A 14240-nucleotide genomic window follows, 5' to 3' on the forward strand; every position below is an offset into this window, starting at 1 on the left:
TTCATGACCACCGTTCGCACTCGCATTGCGCCATCACCCACTGGCGATCCCCACGTTGGCACCGCCTACATCGCGCTTTTCAACTACTGCTTTGCCAAGCAGCACGGTGGCGAGTTCATCCTGCGTATCGAAGATACCGATCAGTTGCGTTCGACTCGCGAGTCAGAGCAGCAGATTTTCGATGCATTGCGCTGGCTGGGCATTGAGTGGAGCGAAGGTCCGGATGTTGGCGGGCCTCATGGTCCGTATCGGCAGAGCGAGCGGGGCGAGATTTATCAGAAGTACGCTCAGCAACTGGTCGATCTTGGTCATGCCTTCCCTTGCTTCTGTACCGCTGAAGAGCTGGACCAGATGCGCGCCGAACAGATGGCCAGGGGCGAGACGCCGCGCTATGACGGTCGTGCCTTGCTGCTCTCCAAGGAGGAAGTGCAACGTCGTCTGGATGCAGGCGAACCGCACGTCATCCGCATGAAAGTGCCGACCGAAGGCGTTTGCGTGGTGCCGGACATTCTGCGTGGCGAAGTGGAGATCCCTTGGGATCGCATGGACATGCAGGTGCTGATGAAGACCGATGGCTTGCCGACCTACTTCCTGGCCAACGTGGTCGATGACCACCTGATGGGCATCACCCACGTACTGCGTGGTGAAGAATGGCTGCCGTCCGCGCCGAAACTGATTCTGCTCTATGAGTACTTCGGCTGGGACAAACCGCAGCTGTGCTACATGCCGCTGCTGCGTAACCCCGACAAGAGCAAACTGTCCAAGCGCAAGAACCCGACGTCGGTGACGTTCTACGAGCGCATGGGCTTCATGCCCGAGGCGATGCTCAACTACCTGGGTCGCATGGGCTGGTCGATGCCGGACGAGCGCGAGAAGTTCTCTCTGCAGGAAATGGTCGATAACTTCGACCTGTCCCGTGTCTCCCTGGGCGGTCCGATATTCGATATCGAGAAGCTGTCCTGGCTCAATGGCCAGTGGCTGCGCGAGCTGCCTGTCGAAGAGTTTGCCAGCCGGGTGCAGAACTGGGCGCTGAACCCCGAATACCTGATGAAGATCGCGCCCCATGTTCAGGGTCGTGTCGAAACCTTCAGCCAGATTGCGCCATTGGCCAGCTTCTTCTTCGCGGGCGGCGTGACGCCGGATGCGAAGCTGTTCGAGCACAAGAAGCTGTCGGGCGATCAGGTCCGCCAGTTGATGCAGTTGATCCTCTGGAAGCTTGAGTCCCTGCGTCAGTGGGAGAAGGACCCGATCACGGCCTGTATCCAGGCCGTCGTCGATCATCTGGAGCTGAAGTTGCGCGATGCCATGCCGTTGATGTTCGCTGCGATTACCGGGCAGGCCAGTTCGGTTTCGGTGCTCGATGCGATGGAAATCCTCGGTCCGGACCTCACTCGTTTCCGTCTGCGTCAGGCCATCGATCTGCTCGGTGGCGTTTCCAAGAAGGAAAACAAGGAGTGGGAAAAACTGCTGGGCGCCATAGCCTGATGCAGTAGAGGATCACTGTGCGCTCGCAGGGCAGGGCGCACAGTGGTCGATTCGACCTCGGTTTTTCGGGGGCGAAGCGTTAAGTGTTTGTTATGTCGACGAAAAATTTTCAAAAATGTTGAAAATAAATTTGACAGGTTAGCGACTCACGCTTAACATGCGCCCCGTCCACTGATGTGGGGCTATAGCTCAGCTGGGAGAGCGCTTGCATGGCATGCAAGAGGTCAGCGGTTCGATCCCGCTTAGCTCCACCAAACAAAGAGTTTCAAGGTCGGCTACATTACCTTGAAACAGTACGATGACCGGAACCAGCGCCGGTCATGTACGAAAGAAGGTTTTGTCCCCTTCGTCTAGTGGCCTAGGACACCGCCCTTTCACGGCGGTAACAGGGGTTCGAGTCCCCTAGGGGACGCCATTTTCAAAGAGTGATGCCGCAAGGTTGATCTCCGCCGCGAGGCGATAAATCCGGGGCTATAGCTCAGCTGGGAGAGCGCCTGCATGGCATGCAGGAGGTCAGCGGTTCGATCCCGCTTAGCTCCACCAATTTTGCCAGGGTTCGCTGTTAGCGAATCTGCTCGAAGGTTTTGCGTCCCCTTCGTCTAGTGGCCTAGGACACCGCCCTTTCACGGCGGTAACAGGGGTTCGAGTCCCCTAGGGGACGCCACGATTTCTCGCTATGCGAGACCAAGGGTCATTCGATTATTGAATGGCCCTTTTGTTTTTTGGGCCTGTTTTAATTTCGCCCGCTCTGCTGCCACTTCCTCTTTTCCTTTCAGGCAACTTCTCTGTCTTCGGCAGATAAGCCGCGTTGCGCTTGTCATTCGGGATTATGCGAATAATATTATCTGCGTAATTTCTGGAGGTCGGCATGACAGATAAAAAAGCGCAAACTCGTGAGCGGATTCTCGATGCTGCCAGCGCGGCCATGATCAGTCGTGGCCTGGAGCAGCCGAGCGTCAATGAGATCATGAGTGCTGCCGGGCTGACGGTGGGTGGTTTCTATGCCCACTTCGATAGCAAGGAGTCGCTCATGCTTGAGGCCTTCGACCGACTGTTGAAGCAGCGACGGTCTTCCATTGCTCAAATCGATGAGCAGCTTCCCTGTCATGAACGGCGTGCCTTGCTGGCAGCGTTCTATCTGTCACGCAAGCACCGCGACGCCACCGATGAAGCGTGTCCGCTCCCTTCTACGGCGGGGGACGTGCCGCGCTTGCCGGAAGGCTTTCAGGCGGCCTTGGCCGAGCATGTGGAGTTGATGGTGGCGCAATTGTCCTCGAACCCTGAAGAGGCGGACAAGGCCCTGGCTGACCTCGCTCTGATGGTGGGCGGTCTGGTGCTGGCCCGTGCGCTGGGCACCGGAGAGTTGTCGGATCGTGTGTTGCGGGCGGCCAAGTCGGCAGTGGTTTAGACTGACCTTTGCCAACTTGTCCGGTGCAGCTGTGCGTAGGAGCGGATTCGTCCGCGAAGACGTCGGTGCAGGGATATAGAGGGCATTCCCTTCGCGACAACAGGAGCAAGTATGGTCTGGGATCGGGCAACGCCTTTTGTGATCGACCTCAATGTGGCAGCCGATGATATCGATGGCCTGGGACACGCCAATAACGCGGTGTATGTTTCCTGGCTGGAGCGCTGCGCCTGGCGGCATTCCCAGCATCTCGGGCTGGACCTGAGCGAGTATCGGCGTCTGGACCGGGCCATGGCGGTGGTGCGGCATGAAATCGATTACCTGGCCAGCGCCTACGAAGATGACGAACTGCAACTGGCCACCTGGATTGTCGACTGGGACAAGCGTCTGAAAATGACCCGCTGCTTTCAATTGAGGCGTCCGGTGGACGGCGTGACCCTGCTGCGCGCCCAGACCACCTTTGTCTGTATCGAGTTGTCCAGCGGCAAGCCCAAGCGCATGCCCGGCGAGTTTATTGAGGGTTATGGGGCTGCCATGTCGGGCGACATTCCAAATCCCGCCGCCGGGCAGTAAACTGCCGGACTTTTTTTCGAGTGTGACCCATGCAAATTGCTCTGGCGCCCATGGAGGGGTTGGTCGACGACATCCTGCGTAATGTGTTGACCCGCGTCGGCGGCGTTGACTGGTGCGTGACCGAGTTCATCCGGGTGACCGAGCGGGTCATGCCTGCCGCCTATTTCTACAAGCTGGCCTCGGAGCTGCACACTGATGCCAAGACAGCGGCAGGTGTGCCGTTGCACCTGCAATTGCTGGGTTCGGACCCTGTCTGTCTGGCAGAAAATGCCGCGTTTGCCTGTGAGCTGGGCGCGCCGGTGCTGGACCTGAACTTCGGCTGCCCGGCCAAGACCGTCAACCGATCTCGTGGCGGTGCGATCCTGCTCAAGGAGCCTGAGCTGCTGCACTCCATCGTCAGCCATGTGCGACGTGCTGTGCCCAAGGGCATTCCGGTCACTGCCAAGATGCGTCTGGGTTACGAAAATACCGACGGTGCCCTGGATTGTGCGCGAGCGCTGGTGGATGGCGGTGCCGAGCGGATCGTGGTTCATGCCCGGACCAAGGTCGATGGCTACAAGCCGCCTGCCCATTGGGAGTGGATTGCCAGGATTCAGGAAGTGGTCAAGGTCCCTGTGGTTGCCAATGGCGAGATCTGGACGGTGGATGACTGGCGGCGCTGCAAGGAGATTTGCGGTGCGCGGGACATCATGATCGGTCGCGGGCTGGTGGCACGTCCGGATCTGGCCCGGCAGATCGCTGCGGCGAATGCGGGTGAAGAGGTTGTCGAGATGACCTGGGCCGAGCTGCAGCCGATGTTGCGCACTTTCTGGAAGGATTGCCTGGCCAAGATGACTCTGGTCCAGGCGCCCGGACGTCTCAAGCAATGGCTGGTGCTATTGACCAAGAGCTACCCGCAGGCGGTTGTCATGTTCGATACCCTGCGCCGCGAAACGGACTGCGACCGGATCAGTGCATTGATCGGTTTTTCTCCCGACGAACGGTCGTAAACGCTGTAAAAAACGGCTCTTGAAATCTGCAGGGCAGACCTTAATTTGGTGGTTAAGCGATACCGGATACGGATCGCATGACTACCGTCTCACTGATTAAGGAGAACCATTTATGGCAACTGCATTCTCTTTGGCCCCACTCTTTCGCCATTCAGTGGGCTTCGACCGCTTCAATGACTTGTTCGAGTCCGTGGCCCGAAATGATTCAACCAGCAGTTATCCGCCTTACAACGTGGAAAAGCACTCCGACGATCACTATCGCATCGTGATTGCGGCTGCCGGCATGCAGGAAGAGGATTTCGAACTGCAGATCGAAAACGGCGTGCTGACCGTCAGTGCGGGCAGGCGGGGTGATGAAGTCGAAGGTATTACCTATCTGCACCAAGGCATTACCCGGCGAGAGTTCAAGCTGTCCTTCCGCCTGGCGGACCATATCGAAGTCAAGAATGCCAGCCTTTCCCACGGCCTTCTGAATATCGATCTGATCCGGCTGGTGCCTGAAGAGGCCAAGCCAAAGCGTATCCCCATCAATCAGCAGAAAGTTCTGCAGCATTAATGTCAGGTACAGGAAGGCATCCCGCGGATGCCTTCCTTTTTTCTATTCCTGCTCCAGCAGGGAGTGCATGTTGTTTTCGGGCAATCCTCTTTCCAGTCGCAGCAAGGCTTCAAACTCCGCATGGGGCACGGGTTCGCTGAACAGGTAGCCCTGATAGGTGTGGCAATCCAGTTGTTCGAGAAACGCCAGTTGCTCGATGGTTTCCACCCCTTCGGCGATGACGTTCAGATTGAGGCTCTGGGCCATGGCCACGATGGCTCGAACGATCTCGGCATCGTTGGGGTCGGTGGCGGCTTCGTGGACGAACGACTGGTCGATCTTCAGAACGTCTACCGGCAAACGCTTGAGATACGTCAGGGATGAATAGCCGGTGCCGAAATCATCCATGGCAAAGCTGACGCCGATCTTTTTCAGGCGAAGCATCTTGGCGATGGTGTCGTCCAGGTTCTGGATGACAATGCCTTCGGTGATTTCCAGCTTGAGCATGGTGGGCGGCAGGCGATGGCGTTTCAGGCAGCTTTCCACTTGTTCGACAAAGTCGGTCTGGCGGAACTGGCGCGGGCTGATGTTCACGCCCAGCAGGAATTCGTTCAGCGGCAGCAGGCCTTGTTGCAACAACTTGCCTCCGACCTTGCAGGCCTCTTCCAGCGCCCAGCCACCGACTTCCAGAATCATCCCGCTTTCTTCGAGTATCTGGATGAACTGTGTAGGTGCCAGCAGACCGTAATCGGGATGCTGCCAGCGCAGCAAGGCTTCCGCGCCAATGATCTTGTCGCTCTGGGTGTTGACCTGGGCCTGGTAGTACAGGTGCAGTTCGTTGCGGGTCAGCGCCATGCGCAGGTCGTTCTCCATGCGCAGGCGCTGGCTGGCAGCTTTCTGCATGGAGCGGTGGAATAGCTGTGCGGCATTGCGGCCGGAGTCCTTGGCGCGATACAGCGCAATATCGGCACGCTTGAGGATATCGGCGGGGTTCGAGCCGTGATCGGGGATCAGGGCAATACCGATGCTCGGTGTCACTTGCAGCCGCTGCCGGTCGATGAACATGGGTTCTGCCAGCAGCTTGCGCAGGTTGTCGGCCAGTTCCTGCACTTGAGTGGCGACTTCATGCCGTGAACCTTCAAGGCCGCCAATCAGTACCACAAACTCATCGCCGCCCAGGCGTGCGACGGTATCTTCAAGGCGTACGCTGGCTTCAAGGCGGGCGGTCACGATGGTCAGTACGCAGTCGCCCATCGGGTGACCCAGCGAATCGTTGATGTGCTTGAAGTGGTCCAGGTCCAGAAACAGCAGGGCACCGCGCAGGTTGTCCTGCTTGAGCTGAGCGAGTTGCTGGCTGAGCCTTTCCATCAGCATGGCGCGGTTGGGCAGGTTGGTCAGCGGGTCGTGATAGGCAAGGTGCTGGACCTGGGCCTGGGCGTATTTCAACTGGCTGATGTCCCGTGCTGTCACCAGCAGGCAGGCGGTTGCATCCAGCGTGATGCACTCGGCCGATACATCGAGAACGAGAGGGGTGCCATTCTTGTGGCGCCCGTTCATTTCCATATGGTGGAGCTGTCCTTCCTTGCGCAGTTGATCAATCAGTTGCTGAAGCTGGTCCGGTTCTACCCAGAGTCCCGCTTCATAGGCTGTGCGCCCCAGTACTTCCTGGCTGGTGAAGCCGGTCAGGCGGCAGAAACCGTCATTGACCTCTATATAGTGGCCCGATTCCAGTTCGGTGATGGTGATCGAGTCGGGGCTTGAGTGAAACGCCTTGGCGAATTTCTCCTCGCTGGCCAATAACGCCGAGCGGGCATGCTGCTGGGTGATGTCCAGCAAGGTGCCGGACAGCTTCAGCGGCGCGCCGTTTTCATCCCGATACAGACGGGCGCGGCCTTCCAGCAGGCGGGGTGCGCCATTTTTCAGTTGCAGCCGGTAAGTGATCTGGAAGTGGTCGCTCTGGCTGTCGAGCATGGCGTTGTACGCCTGGCGCATGCGGTTGCGCTCTTCGACAGGTACGTCAGTGAAAAAGATATGCAGGCTGTCGTGGAATGACAGTGCTGGCATCCCGTGCAACTGTGCTGCCTGCGCCGATGCATGCAGCATGTCGCTGGGAATGTCCCAGTCCCAGGTTCCCATCTGTGCAGCCCCCAGAGCCATCTCCAGACGGTCGCGCAGTTCCTTTAACGTTTGTTGCGCACTGATGTGCGTCAGGGAGGAGCTATCTACTGGGATGGACATGTGATCACGAGCCTTTAACGAATAAAGCCACTAAAACGATCGAGTTACATCATGTAACCCATATATCAGGGTTACGGTGTTCTGTCTTGGAAATAAACGGCCGGCTGTCAGGCCTGGGCATCCAGGAGCGCCATGAACGCCTTGGCGGCATTCGAGAGCGTGCGCTCGGTGTGCAGGATGTAGCCTAGCTGGCGATTGAGTTGCACGCCTGGCAACGGAATGCGCGCCACCTGTTCATCGAGCATGGTGCGCGGCAGAACGCTCCAGGCCAGACCGATGGAAACCATCATTTTGATGGTTTCCATATAGTTGGTGCTCATGGCGATATTCGGTTTGAGGCCCTGGGCTTCGCACAGGCCGCTGACGATGTGGTGGGTAAAGGTGTTGCCTCCGGGAAATACGGCCGGATAGCGCACGATGTCTTCGAGTTTCATCGGGCCGCTGTTGGTCAGCGGGTGTTCCGGCGCGGCGACGAAATCCAGGGGGTCATCCCAGACCGGCACGGCACGCACCAGTGCGTGTGGATGGGGGGCGAGGGTTATGACCGCCAGTTCTGCGCGGCCATGGAGAATCTCTTCATAGGCCACTTCGGAATCAAGGAACTGAATGTCCAGTGCCACTTCGGGATAGGCGCGAGTGAACTCCCTTAATAAAGGCGGCAAACGGTGCAGGCCGATGTGATGACTGGTAGCCAGGGTCAGACGGCCGGTGACTTCGCCAGTGAGGTTGGTCAGTGCCCTGCGGGTGTCATCCAGGACATTGAGAATCTGATAGGCGCGAGGCAGAAGGGCGCGGCCAGCCTCGGTCAGGCTGACTTCCCGGCCCAGGCGATCGAAGAGGCGCACATTCAATTGTTGTTCCAGACCGGCAATGCGTTTGCTGATGGCTGGCTGGGTCAGATGCAGTTGTTCGCCTGCTCCCGAGAAGCTGCCGGTTTCGGCAATGGCGATAAAGGCGTTGAGGTTGGCGAGATCCATGGTCGGATTCCAGTTGGTTATCCAAAGCATAAAAAATATGAATTTGAGTTATTTAAGCATATTCCATAGCATTGTCCGCACAAGCCAAGGGGTCATCGATGTCCGATTGCCCAAGGCATAGAAAGAAAGCTGATGAGGAAGTACGTCCGATGGCCGGCAAAACGCTCTACGACAAGCTCTGGGATTCGCATTTGGTCAAACAGCGCGACGATGGTTCGGCGCTGATCTACATTGACCGCCATATCATCCATGAAGTGACCTCGCCACAAGCCTTCGAAGGCTTGCGTCTGGCCGGGCGCAAACCATGGCGCATCGACTCCATCATTGCGACCCCGGACCACAACGTTCCGACCACATCGGAGCGCAAGGGCGGTATCGGTGCCATCGAAGACGAAGTCTCGCGTCTGCAGGTCCAGACCCTGGACGACAACTGCGACGAATACGGCATCACCGAATTCAAGATGAACGACCCGCGTCAGGGCATCGTTCACGTGGTTGGCCCGGAGCAGGGCGCTACCTTGCCGGGCATGAGTGTCGTTTGCGGCGACTCGCACACGTCGACCCACGGTGCATTCGGTGCGCTGGCCCACGGCATCGGCACTTCCGAGGTCGAGCACGTGCTCGCGACCCAGTGCCTGGTCGCCAAGAAAATGAAAAACATGCTGGTATCGGTCGAAGGCCAGTTGCCGTTTGGCGTCACAGCCAAGGACATCGTGCTTGCGGTCATCGGCAAGATCGGTACGGCAGGCGGCAACGGTTACGCCATCGAGTTCGCTGGCAGCGCGATTCGTGACCTGTCCATCGAAGGCCGCATGACCATCTGCAACATGTCCATCGAAGCGGGCGCTCGCGTCGGCATGGTGGCCACCGACGAGAAAACCGTCGAATACGTCAAGGGTCGTCCGTTCTCGCCCAAGGGCGCAGAGTGGGACCTGGCTGTCGAGGCCTGGAAGGACCTGGTTTCCGATCCTGATGCGGTGTTCGACACTGTGGTCGAGCTGGACGCTGCGCAGATCAAGCCGCAGGTCAGTTGGGGTACTTCGCCTGAAATGGTGCTGGCCGTCGATCAGAACGTGCCCGATCCTGCCCAGGAAGCGGATCTGGTCAAGCGTGGCTCCATCGAGCGCGCCTTGAAATACATGGGCCTGAAAGCCAACCAGCCGATCACCGATATTCAGCTGGATCGCGTGTTCATCGGCTCCTGCACCAACTCGCGGATCGAAGACCTGCGCGCCGCGGCGGATGTCGCCAAGGGCCGCAAGGTGGCTGCGACTGTCAAGCAGGCCATCGTGGTTCCGGGTTCGGGCCTGATCAAGGAGCAGGCCGAGAAGGAAGGTCTGGACAAGATCTTCATCGAAGCCGGTTTTGAATGGCGTGAGCCGGGCTGCTCGATGTGTCTGGCCATGAACCCGGACCGTTTGGGTTCCGGCGAGCATTGCGCCTCCACCTCGAACCGTAACTTCGAGGGACGCCAGGGTGCCGGTGGTCGTACTCACCTGGTCAGCCCGGCGATGGCGGCAGCGGCAGCGGTCAACGGTCGTTTCATCGATGTCCGTGACTTGATCCAGCACTAAGGAGCCCAGCATGAAAGCGTTTACCCAGCACAACGGCCTTGTCGCTCCTCTGGATCGTGCCAACGTCGACACCGACCAGATCATCCCCAAGCAGTTTCTCAAGTCGATCAAGCGCACGGGTTTTGGCCCGAACCTGTTCGATGAGTGGCGTTACCTGGATGTGGGTCAGCCTTATCAGGACAACTCCAAGCGTCCGCTGAACACCGATTTCGTGCTCAACCATGCCCGTTATCAAGGCGCCAGCGTGTTGCTGGCCCGCGAGAACTTCGGCTGCGGCTCCAGCCGTGAGCACGCGCCATGGGCGCTGGAAGAATACGGTTTCTGCGCAATCATCGCGCCGAGCTATGCCGACATCTTCTTCAACAACAGCTTCAAGAACGGCCTGCTGCCGATCATTCTGGCTGAAGACGAAGTCGATCAGTTGTTCCAGCAGGTTGAAGCCAATGAAGGCTACCAGTTGAGCATTGATCTGCAGGCGCAGACCGTGACCCGTCCTGACGGCAAGGTCCTGAGCTTCGAGATCGACGCCTTCCGCAAACACTGCCTGCTCAACGGTCTGGACGATATCGGCCTGACCCTGGTGGACAGCGATGCCATCGCGGCCTTTGAGAGCAAGCACCGCGCCAGCCAGCCTTGGTTGTTTCGTGGCTGATCTTTGATCGCGAATGAATTCGCTCCCACACACCCGTAGGAGCGAATTCATTCGCGAAAAGCGACATGTCAGGTGCCGCCCAAGGCACCGATGCACAAAATTGAGGATGTTATGAGCAAGCAGATTCTGATTCTCCCAGGCGATGGTATTGGTCCGGAAATCATGACCGAAGCGGTCAAGGTGCTGGAAGTGGCCAATGAGAAGTATCAACTGGGCTTCGAGCTGACCCACGACGTGATCGGCGGTGCCGCCATCGACAAGCATGGCGTGCCTCTGGCTGACGAAACCCTGGACCGTGCCCGTGCTGCCGATGCGGTGTTGCTGGGTGCCGTGGGTGGTCCGAAGTGGGACACGATCGAGCGTGACATTCGTCCTGAGCGCGGTCTGCTGAAGATCCGTTCGCAACTGGGCCTGTTCGGCAACCTGCGTCCGGCGATTCTGTACCCGCAACTGGCCGATGCTTCCAGCCTGAAACCGGAAATCGTTGCTGGCCTGGACATCCTCATCGTCCGTGAGCTGACCGGCGGTATCTACTTCGGCGCGCCACGTGGCACCCGCGAACTGGAAAACGGCGAGCGTCAGTCCTACGACACACTGCCTTACAGCGAAAGCGAGATTCGCCGTATTGCGCGTGTCGGTTTCGACATGGCCATGGTTCGTGGCAAGAAGCTGTGCTCGGTGGACAAGGCCAACGTACTGGCTTCCAGCCAATTGTGGCGTGAAGTGGTCGAGCAGGTCGCCAAGGACTACCCTGAAGTCGAACTGAGCCACATGTACGTCGACAACGCCGCCATGCAACTGGTACGCGCGCCCAAGCAGTTCGACGTGATAGTGACCGACAACATGTTCGGCGATATTCTCTCCGACGAAGCTTCGATGCTGACCGGTTCCATCGGCATGCTGCCGTCGGCCTCGCTGGATGCCCACAACAAGGGCATGTACGAGCCTTGCCACGGTTCGGCGCCGGATATCGCCGGTCAAGGCATTGCCAACCCGTTGGCGACCATCCTGTCGGTATCGATGATGTTGCGTTACAGCTTCAACCTGACCGCTGCCGCTGATGCCATTGAACAGGCTGTCAGTCTGGTTCTGGATCAGGGTTTGCGTACCGGCGACATCTGGTCGGCCGGTAACGTCAAGGTCGGCACGCAGGAAATGGGCGACGCAGTAGTCGCCGCGCTGCGGAATCTGTAATCTCTCTGGCCCGCTGCTCGCTGTGCATGGCACATGTGCGGCAGCGGTCCCACTTTTATTCAAGGTGTAGTTGCGATGAAACGTGTAGGTCTGATCGGTTGGCGTGGCATGGTTGGTTCCGTGCTCATGCAGCGGATGCGGGAAGAGCAGGACTTCGATCTCATTGAACCGGTGTTCTTCACTACCTCCAATGTCGGTGGCCAGGCTCCGTCGGTAGGCAAGGATGTTGCGCCGCTGAAGGATGCTTACAGCATCGACGAACTGAAAACCCTCGACGTGGTTCTGACCTGTCAGGGCGGCGACTACACCAATGAGGTGTTCCCGAAGCTGCGCGAAGCCGGTTGGCAGGGCTACTGGATCGACGCGGCCTCCAGCCTGCGCATGCAGGATGATGCCGTGATCGTGCTGGATCCGGTGAACCGCAAGGTCATCGACCAGCAACTGGACGCGGGCACCAAGAACTACATCGGCGGCAACTGCACCGTCAGCCTGATGCTGATGGGCCTGGGCGGCCTCTTCGAGGCCGGTCTGGTCGAGTGGATGAACGCCATGACTTATCAGGCGGCCTCCGGTGCCGGCGCGCAGAACATGCGTGAACTGATCAAGCAGATGGGTACTGTCCATTCGTCGGTTGCCGATGACCTGGCCAACCCGGCCAGCGCCATCCTCGACATCGACCGCAAGGTTGCTGAAGCCATGCGCAGCGAAGCCTTCCCGACCGAGAACTTCGGTGTGCCACTGGCTGGCAGCCTGATTCCCTGGATCGACAAGGAACTGCCGAACGGCCAGAGCCGTGAAGAATGGAAAGGCCAGGCCGAGACCAACAAGATTCTGGGTCGCTTCAAGAGCCCGATTCCGGTCGACGGCATCTGCGTTCGTATCGGCGCCATGCGCTGCCACAGCCAGGCACTGACCATCAAGCTGAACAAGGATGTACCGATTGCGGACATCGAAGGTTTGATCAGCCAGCACAACCCGTGGGTCAAGCTGGTCCCGAACCATCGCGAAGCCAGCATCCAGGAACTGAGCCCGACTGCTGTAACCGGCACCATGAGCGTTCCGGTGGGTCGTCTGCGCAAGCTGAACATGGGTTCGCAATACCTGGGCGCCTTTACCGTAGGCGACCAGCTGCTGTGGGGCGCGGCCGAGCCGTTGCGTCGCATGCTGCGGATTCTGCTGGAGCGTTGATTCGCTGAAGCCGTACAAAAGAACGCCCCTTGTCCGGGGCGTTTTTTATGGCTGCGATTCAGGGGGCCGTTTCCTGGTGTTGTGCTCGGGCGTCGGCAGTACCCGTGACCTTGCGACCCCATGCCTTGCCCAGTTCAATGCCCGGTAGCTCGATATAGCGGTACGTCAGCATCGACAGCAGCAATACCATCCCCAGGCTGATCGCAATGATCAGATTGTCGAGCGCCATGCTTTGTGTGTGGATGTAGCGCAGAGCAACGCCCGGGATTTCACTCGGAATGTCGATCAACAGTTCCTGTCCGGTGATCTTGCCGTACAGCATCAGGCCCGTCGTCACGGAGAAGAGCACGATGGTGTGAGTCATGTAGATCGAAAAGGACAGGGTGCCAGCCCATTTGAATGGCCGGGTACACAGCCCTCGCGAAATCCCGCCAGCCTCAAAGGCAAATAGACCGATCACCCAGCAGAACAGCAGGCTCAGGGAAATGTTCTGCGAGGGGCCGCTGTAGGTGATTGCCATGTACACCGCAACCAGACTCAGTGCCTCCAGCAAGGTCGCCCAGCCTTTGTGGAACTCAAAGCCTTTGAATCTTGCATACAACCGATAAGTCATTACTCCGCTGAAGAAGCACGCCAGGCCTGTCAGTGCTCCTTCGTTGAAGAAGGTGTCTTTGAAGTACAGCGCGACGAAAGCCAGAACAGCGATGGCCGCGAATATCTGCCGCGACATCCCTGGTATCCCGACGGCAATCAGGGCGAAGAGCAGGTACAGATAGAACTCGACGCTGATGCTCCATGACGGGAAGTTGAACGACAGCTGATTGAAGCCAGGCCACCAGGATTGCAGCAGCAACAGATTGGGCAGGATTTCTTCGGCAGCTCTGGGGCCGGTAAAGCTGCCCGCGGCAAAAAGGATGCCCTGTTGTTCGGCGGCCAGCTTCAGGAACTCGAACAGCAGAGCCGCTAGCAGGGTCGCCAGATGCAGCGGGTACAGGCGGCAGATGCGTGCAATCACAAATCGTTTGAGCTGTGCGGTGCTGCCCAGTCGGTCGGCGTAGATGTGATAGAGCACAAAGCCGCTGAGCACGAAGAAAAAATTCACCAGGTAATTGGCGTGCTGGAAAAACGGCAGCTCAGTGACGCTTTGCGTTGCATGAAAGTGATGCAGGACCACCGCAAGGGCACAAAGCCCGCGAAAGCTGTCGAGCACAAGAAATCGCTTCATGGCTTGGGTTCCTTGAAGGGCGTTTGAGGCTGCAAACAGCGCAGGAGGGCAGTGCTGAGGGATGGGGCGTCGATATGTCGGGCACGTTACCACTGCGGCAAGGCTGCCGAGGGAAAGGGTATTTAGAGAGACGTTACCAACGTTAGCGCATTACGACGCAAGGCAGGGTTTAAATTAATCCCTATATATGGGATTGAAAATTACA

At 58.4% G+C, this 14240-nt stretch carries 12 protein-coding genes and 4 tRNA genes; 13 read left to right on the forward strand and 3 right to left on the reverse strand.

The window, feature by feature from the left end; translation table 11 throughout:
- Positions 1 to 3: 3 nt before the first annotated feature.
- From gltX to Q6A51_RS17880, 9 genes are all read left to right on the forward strand, one after another.
- Entirely contained in the window at positions 4 to 1485 is a 1482-nt protein-coding gene (gltX, locus tag Q6A51_RS17840; RefSeq protein ID WP_201002603.1) for a glutamate--tRNA ligase, read from the forward strand.
- Between the two features lie 178 nt (positions 1486 to 1663).
- Positions 1664 to 1739: transfer RNA gene (locus tag Q6A51_RS17845), tRNA-Ala, on the forward strand.
- A gap of 85 nt (positions 1740 to 1824) precedes the next feature.
- Positions 1825 to 1900, forward strand: a tRNA-Glu gene (locus Q6A51_RS17850).
- A gap of 52 nt (positions 1901 to 1952) precedes the next feature.
- Positions 1953 to 2028, forward strand: a tRNA-Ala gene (locus Q6A51_RS17855).
- A 45-nt stretch (positions 2029 to 2073) separates the two neighbouring features.
- Positions 2074 to 2149: transfer RNA gene (locus Q6A51_RS17860), tRNA-Glu, on the forward strand.
- 204 nt (positions 2150 to 2353) lie between these two features.
- Positions 2354 to 2893, forward strand: a complete 540-nt coding sequence (locus Q6A51_RS17865; protein WP_304575389.1) for a TetR/AcrR family transcriptional regulator — start codon at positions 2354 to 2356, stop codon at positions 2891 to 2893.
- A 111-nt stretch (positions 2894 to 3004) separates the two neighbouring features.
- A complete protein-coding gene (locus Q6A51_RS17870; RefSeq protein WP_304575390.1) occupies positions 3005 to 3463 on the forward strand; it encodes an acyl-CoA thioesterase in 459 nt (152 codons plus the stop codon).
- Positions 3464 to 3492: 29 nt separating this feature from the next.
- Positions 3493 to 4452 (forward strand): tRNA dihydrouridine synthase, encoded by a 960-nt coding sequence (locus Q6A51_RS17875; RefSeq protein ID WP_304575391.1) that lies wholly within the window; start codon positions 3493 to 3495, stop codon positions 4450 to 4452.
- A gap of 112 nt (positions 4453 to 4564) precedes the next feature.
- Positions 4565 to 5008: an Hsp20 family protein gene (locus tag Q6A51_RS17880; RefSeq protein WP_304575392.1), complete on the forward strand. Its 444-nt coding sequence runs from the start codon at positions 4565 to 4567 to the stop codon at positions 5006 to 5008.
- Positions 5009 to 5050: 42 nt separating this feature from the next.
- On the opposite strand, the gene Q6A51_RS17885 is transcribed toward Q6A51_RS17880, so the two are convergent.
- Both Q6A51_RS17885 and Q6A51_RS17890 read right to left on the reverse strand, forming a co-directional pair.
- Positions 5051 to 7225, reverse strand: a complete 2175-nt coding sequence (locus Q6A51_RS17885; RefSeq protein WP_304575393.1) for a putative bifunctional diguanylate cyclase/phosphodiesterase — start codon at positions 7223 to 7225, stop codon at positions 5051 to 5053.
- 107 nt (positions 7226 to 7332) lie between these two features.
- Positions 7333 to 8202 (reverse strand): LysR family transcriptional regulator, encoded by an 870-nt coding sequence (locus tag Q6A51_RS17890; RefSeq protein WP_095066917.1) that lies wholly within the window; start codon positions 8200 to 8202, stop codon positions 7333 to 7335.
- 149 nt (positions 8203 to 8351) lie between these two features.
- Between Q6A51_RS17890 and leuC the strand changes: the two genes are divergently transcribed.
- The 4 genes from leuC (at position 8352) to asd (ending at position 12810) form a co-directional block, all read left to right on the forward strand.
- Positions 8352 to 9776, forward strand: coding sequence for a 3-isopropylmalate dehydratase large subunit (gene leuC / locus Q6A51_RS17895; protein ID WP_095066918.1), 1425 nt, complete (start codon positions 8352 to 8354; stop codon positions 9774 to 9776).
- 10 nt (positions 9777 to 9786) lie between these two features.
- Entirely contained in the window at positions 9787 to 10428 is a 642-nt protein-coding gene (gene leuD / locus Q6A51_RS17900) for a 3-isopropylmalate dehydratase small subunit (RefSeq protein ID WP_095066919.1), read from the forward strand.
- A gap of 111 nt (positions 10429 to 10539) precedes the next feature.
- Positions 10540 to 11622: a 3-isopropylmalate dehydrogenase gene (gene leuB / locus Q6A51_RS17905; protein ID WP_095066920.1), complete on the forward strand. Its 1083-nt coding sequence runs from the start codon at positions 10540 to 10542 to the stop codon at positions 11620 to 11622.
- A 75-nt stretch (positions 11623 to 11697) separates the two neighbouring features.
- Entirely contained in the window at positions 11698 to 12810 is a 1113-nt protein-coding gene (gene asd / locus Q6A51_RS17910; RefSeq protein WP_201002591.1) for an aspartate-semialdehyde dehydrogenase, read from the forward strand.
- A 58-nt stretch (positions 12811 to 12868) separates the two neighbouring features.
- Here the strand turns inward: asd and Q6A51_RS17915 are convergent, their stop codons facing one another.
- Positions 12869 to 14035 carry an acyltransferase family protein gene (locus Q6A51_RS17915; protein WP_201020421.1) on the reverse strand — a complete coding sequence of 389 codons (1167 nt, stop codon included), beginning with the start codon at positions 14033 to 14035 and terminating at the stop codon, positions 12869 to 12871.
- Between the last annotated feature and the right edge of the window lie 205 nt (positions 14036 to 14240).

The sequence above is a fragment of the Pseudomonas serbiensis genome (assembly GCF_030580745.1).
Taxonomy (GTDB): Bacteria; Pseudomonadota; Gammaproteobacteria; order Pseudomonadales; family Pseudomonadaceae; genus Aquipseudomonas; species Aquipseudomonas serbiensis.

Bases quoted from the DNA above. Each gene is read 5' to 3' on its own strand.
- gltX (WP_201002603.1), top strand. From the start codon at position 4: ATGACCACCGTTCGCACTCGCATTGCGCCATCACCCACTGGCGATCCC.
- Q6A51_RS17865 (WP_304575389.1), top strand. From the start codon at position 2,354: ATGACAGATAAAAAAGCGCAAACTCGTGAGCGGATTCTCGATGCTGCC.
- Q6A51_RS17870 (WP_304575390.1), top strand. From the start codon at position 3,005: ATGGTCTGGGATCGGGCAACGCCTTTTGTGATCGACCTCAATGTGGCA.
- Q6A51_RS17875 (WP_304575391.1), top strand. From the start codon at position 3,493: ATGCAAATTGCTCTGGCGCCCATGGAGGGGTTGGTCGACGACATCCTG.
- Q6A51_RS17880 (WP_304575392.1), top strand. From the start codon at position 4,565: ATGGCAACTGCATTCTCTTTGGCCCCACTCTTTCGCCATTCAGTGGGC.
- Q6A51_RS17885 (WP_304575393.1), bottom strand. From the start codon at position 7,225: ATGTCCATCCCAGTAGATAGCTCCTCCCTGACGCACATCAGTGCGCAA.
- Q6A51_RS17890 (WP_095066917.1), bottom strand. From the start codon at position 8,202: ATGGATCTCGCCAACCTCAACGCCTTTATCGCCATTGCCGAAACCGGC.
- leuC (WP_095066918.1), top strand. From the start codon at position 8,352: ATGGCCGGCAAAACGCTCTACGACAAGCTCTGGGATTCGCATTTGGTC.
- leuD (WP_095066919.1), top strand. From the start codon at position 9,787: ATGAAAGCGTTTACCCAGCACAACGGCCTTGTCGCTCCTCTGGATCGT.
- leuB (WP_095066920.1), top strand. From the start codon at position 10,540: ATGAGCAAGCAGATTCTGATTCTCCCAGGCGATGGTATTGGTCCGGAA.
- asd (WP_201002591.1), top strand. From the start codon at position 11,698: ATGAAACGTGTAGGTCTGATCGGTTGGCGTGGCATGGTTGGTTCCGTG.
- Q6A51_RS17915 (WP_201020421.1), bottom strand. From the start codon at position 14,035: ATGAAGCGATTTCTTGTGCTCGACAGCTTTCGCGGGCTTTGTGCCCTT.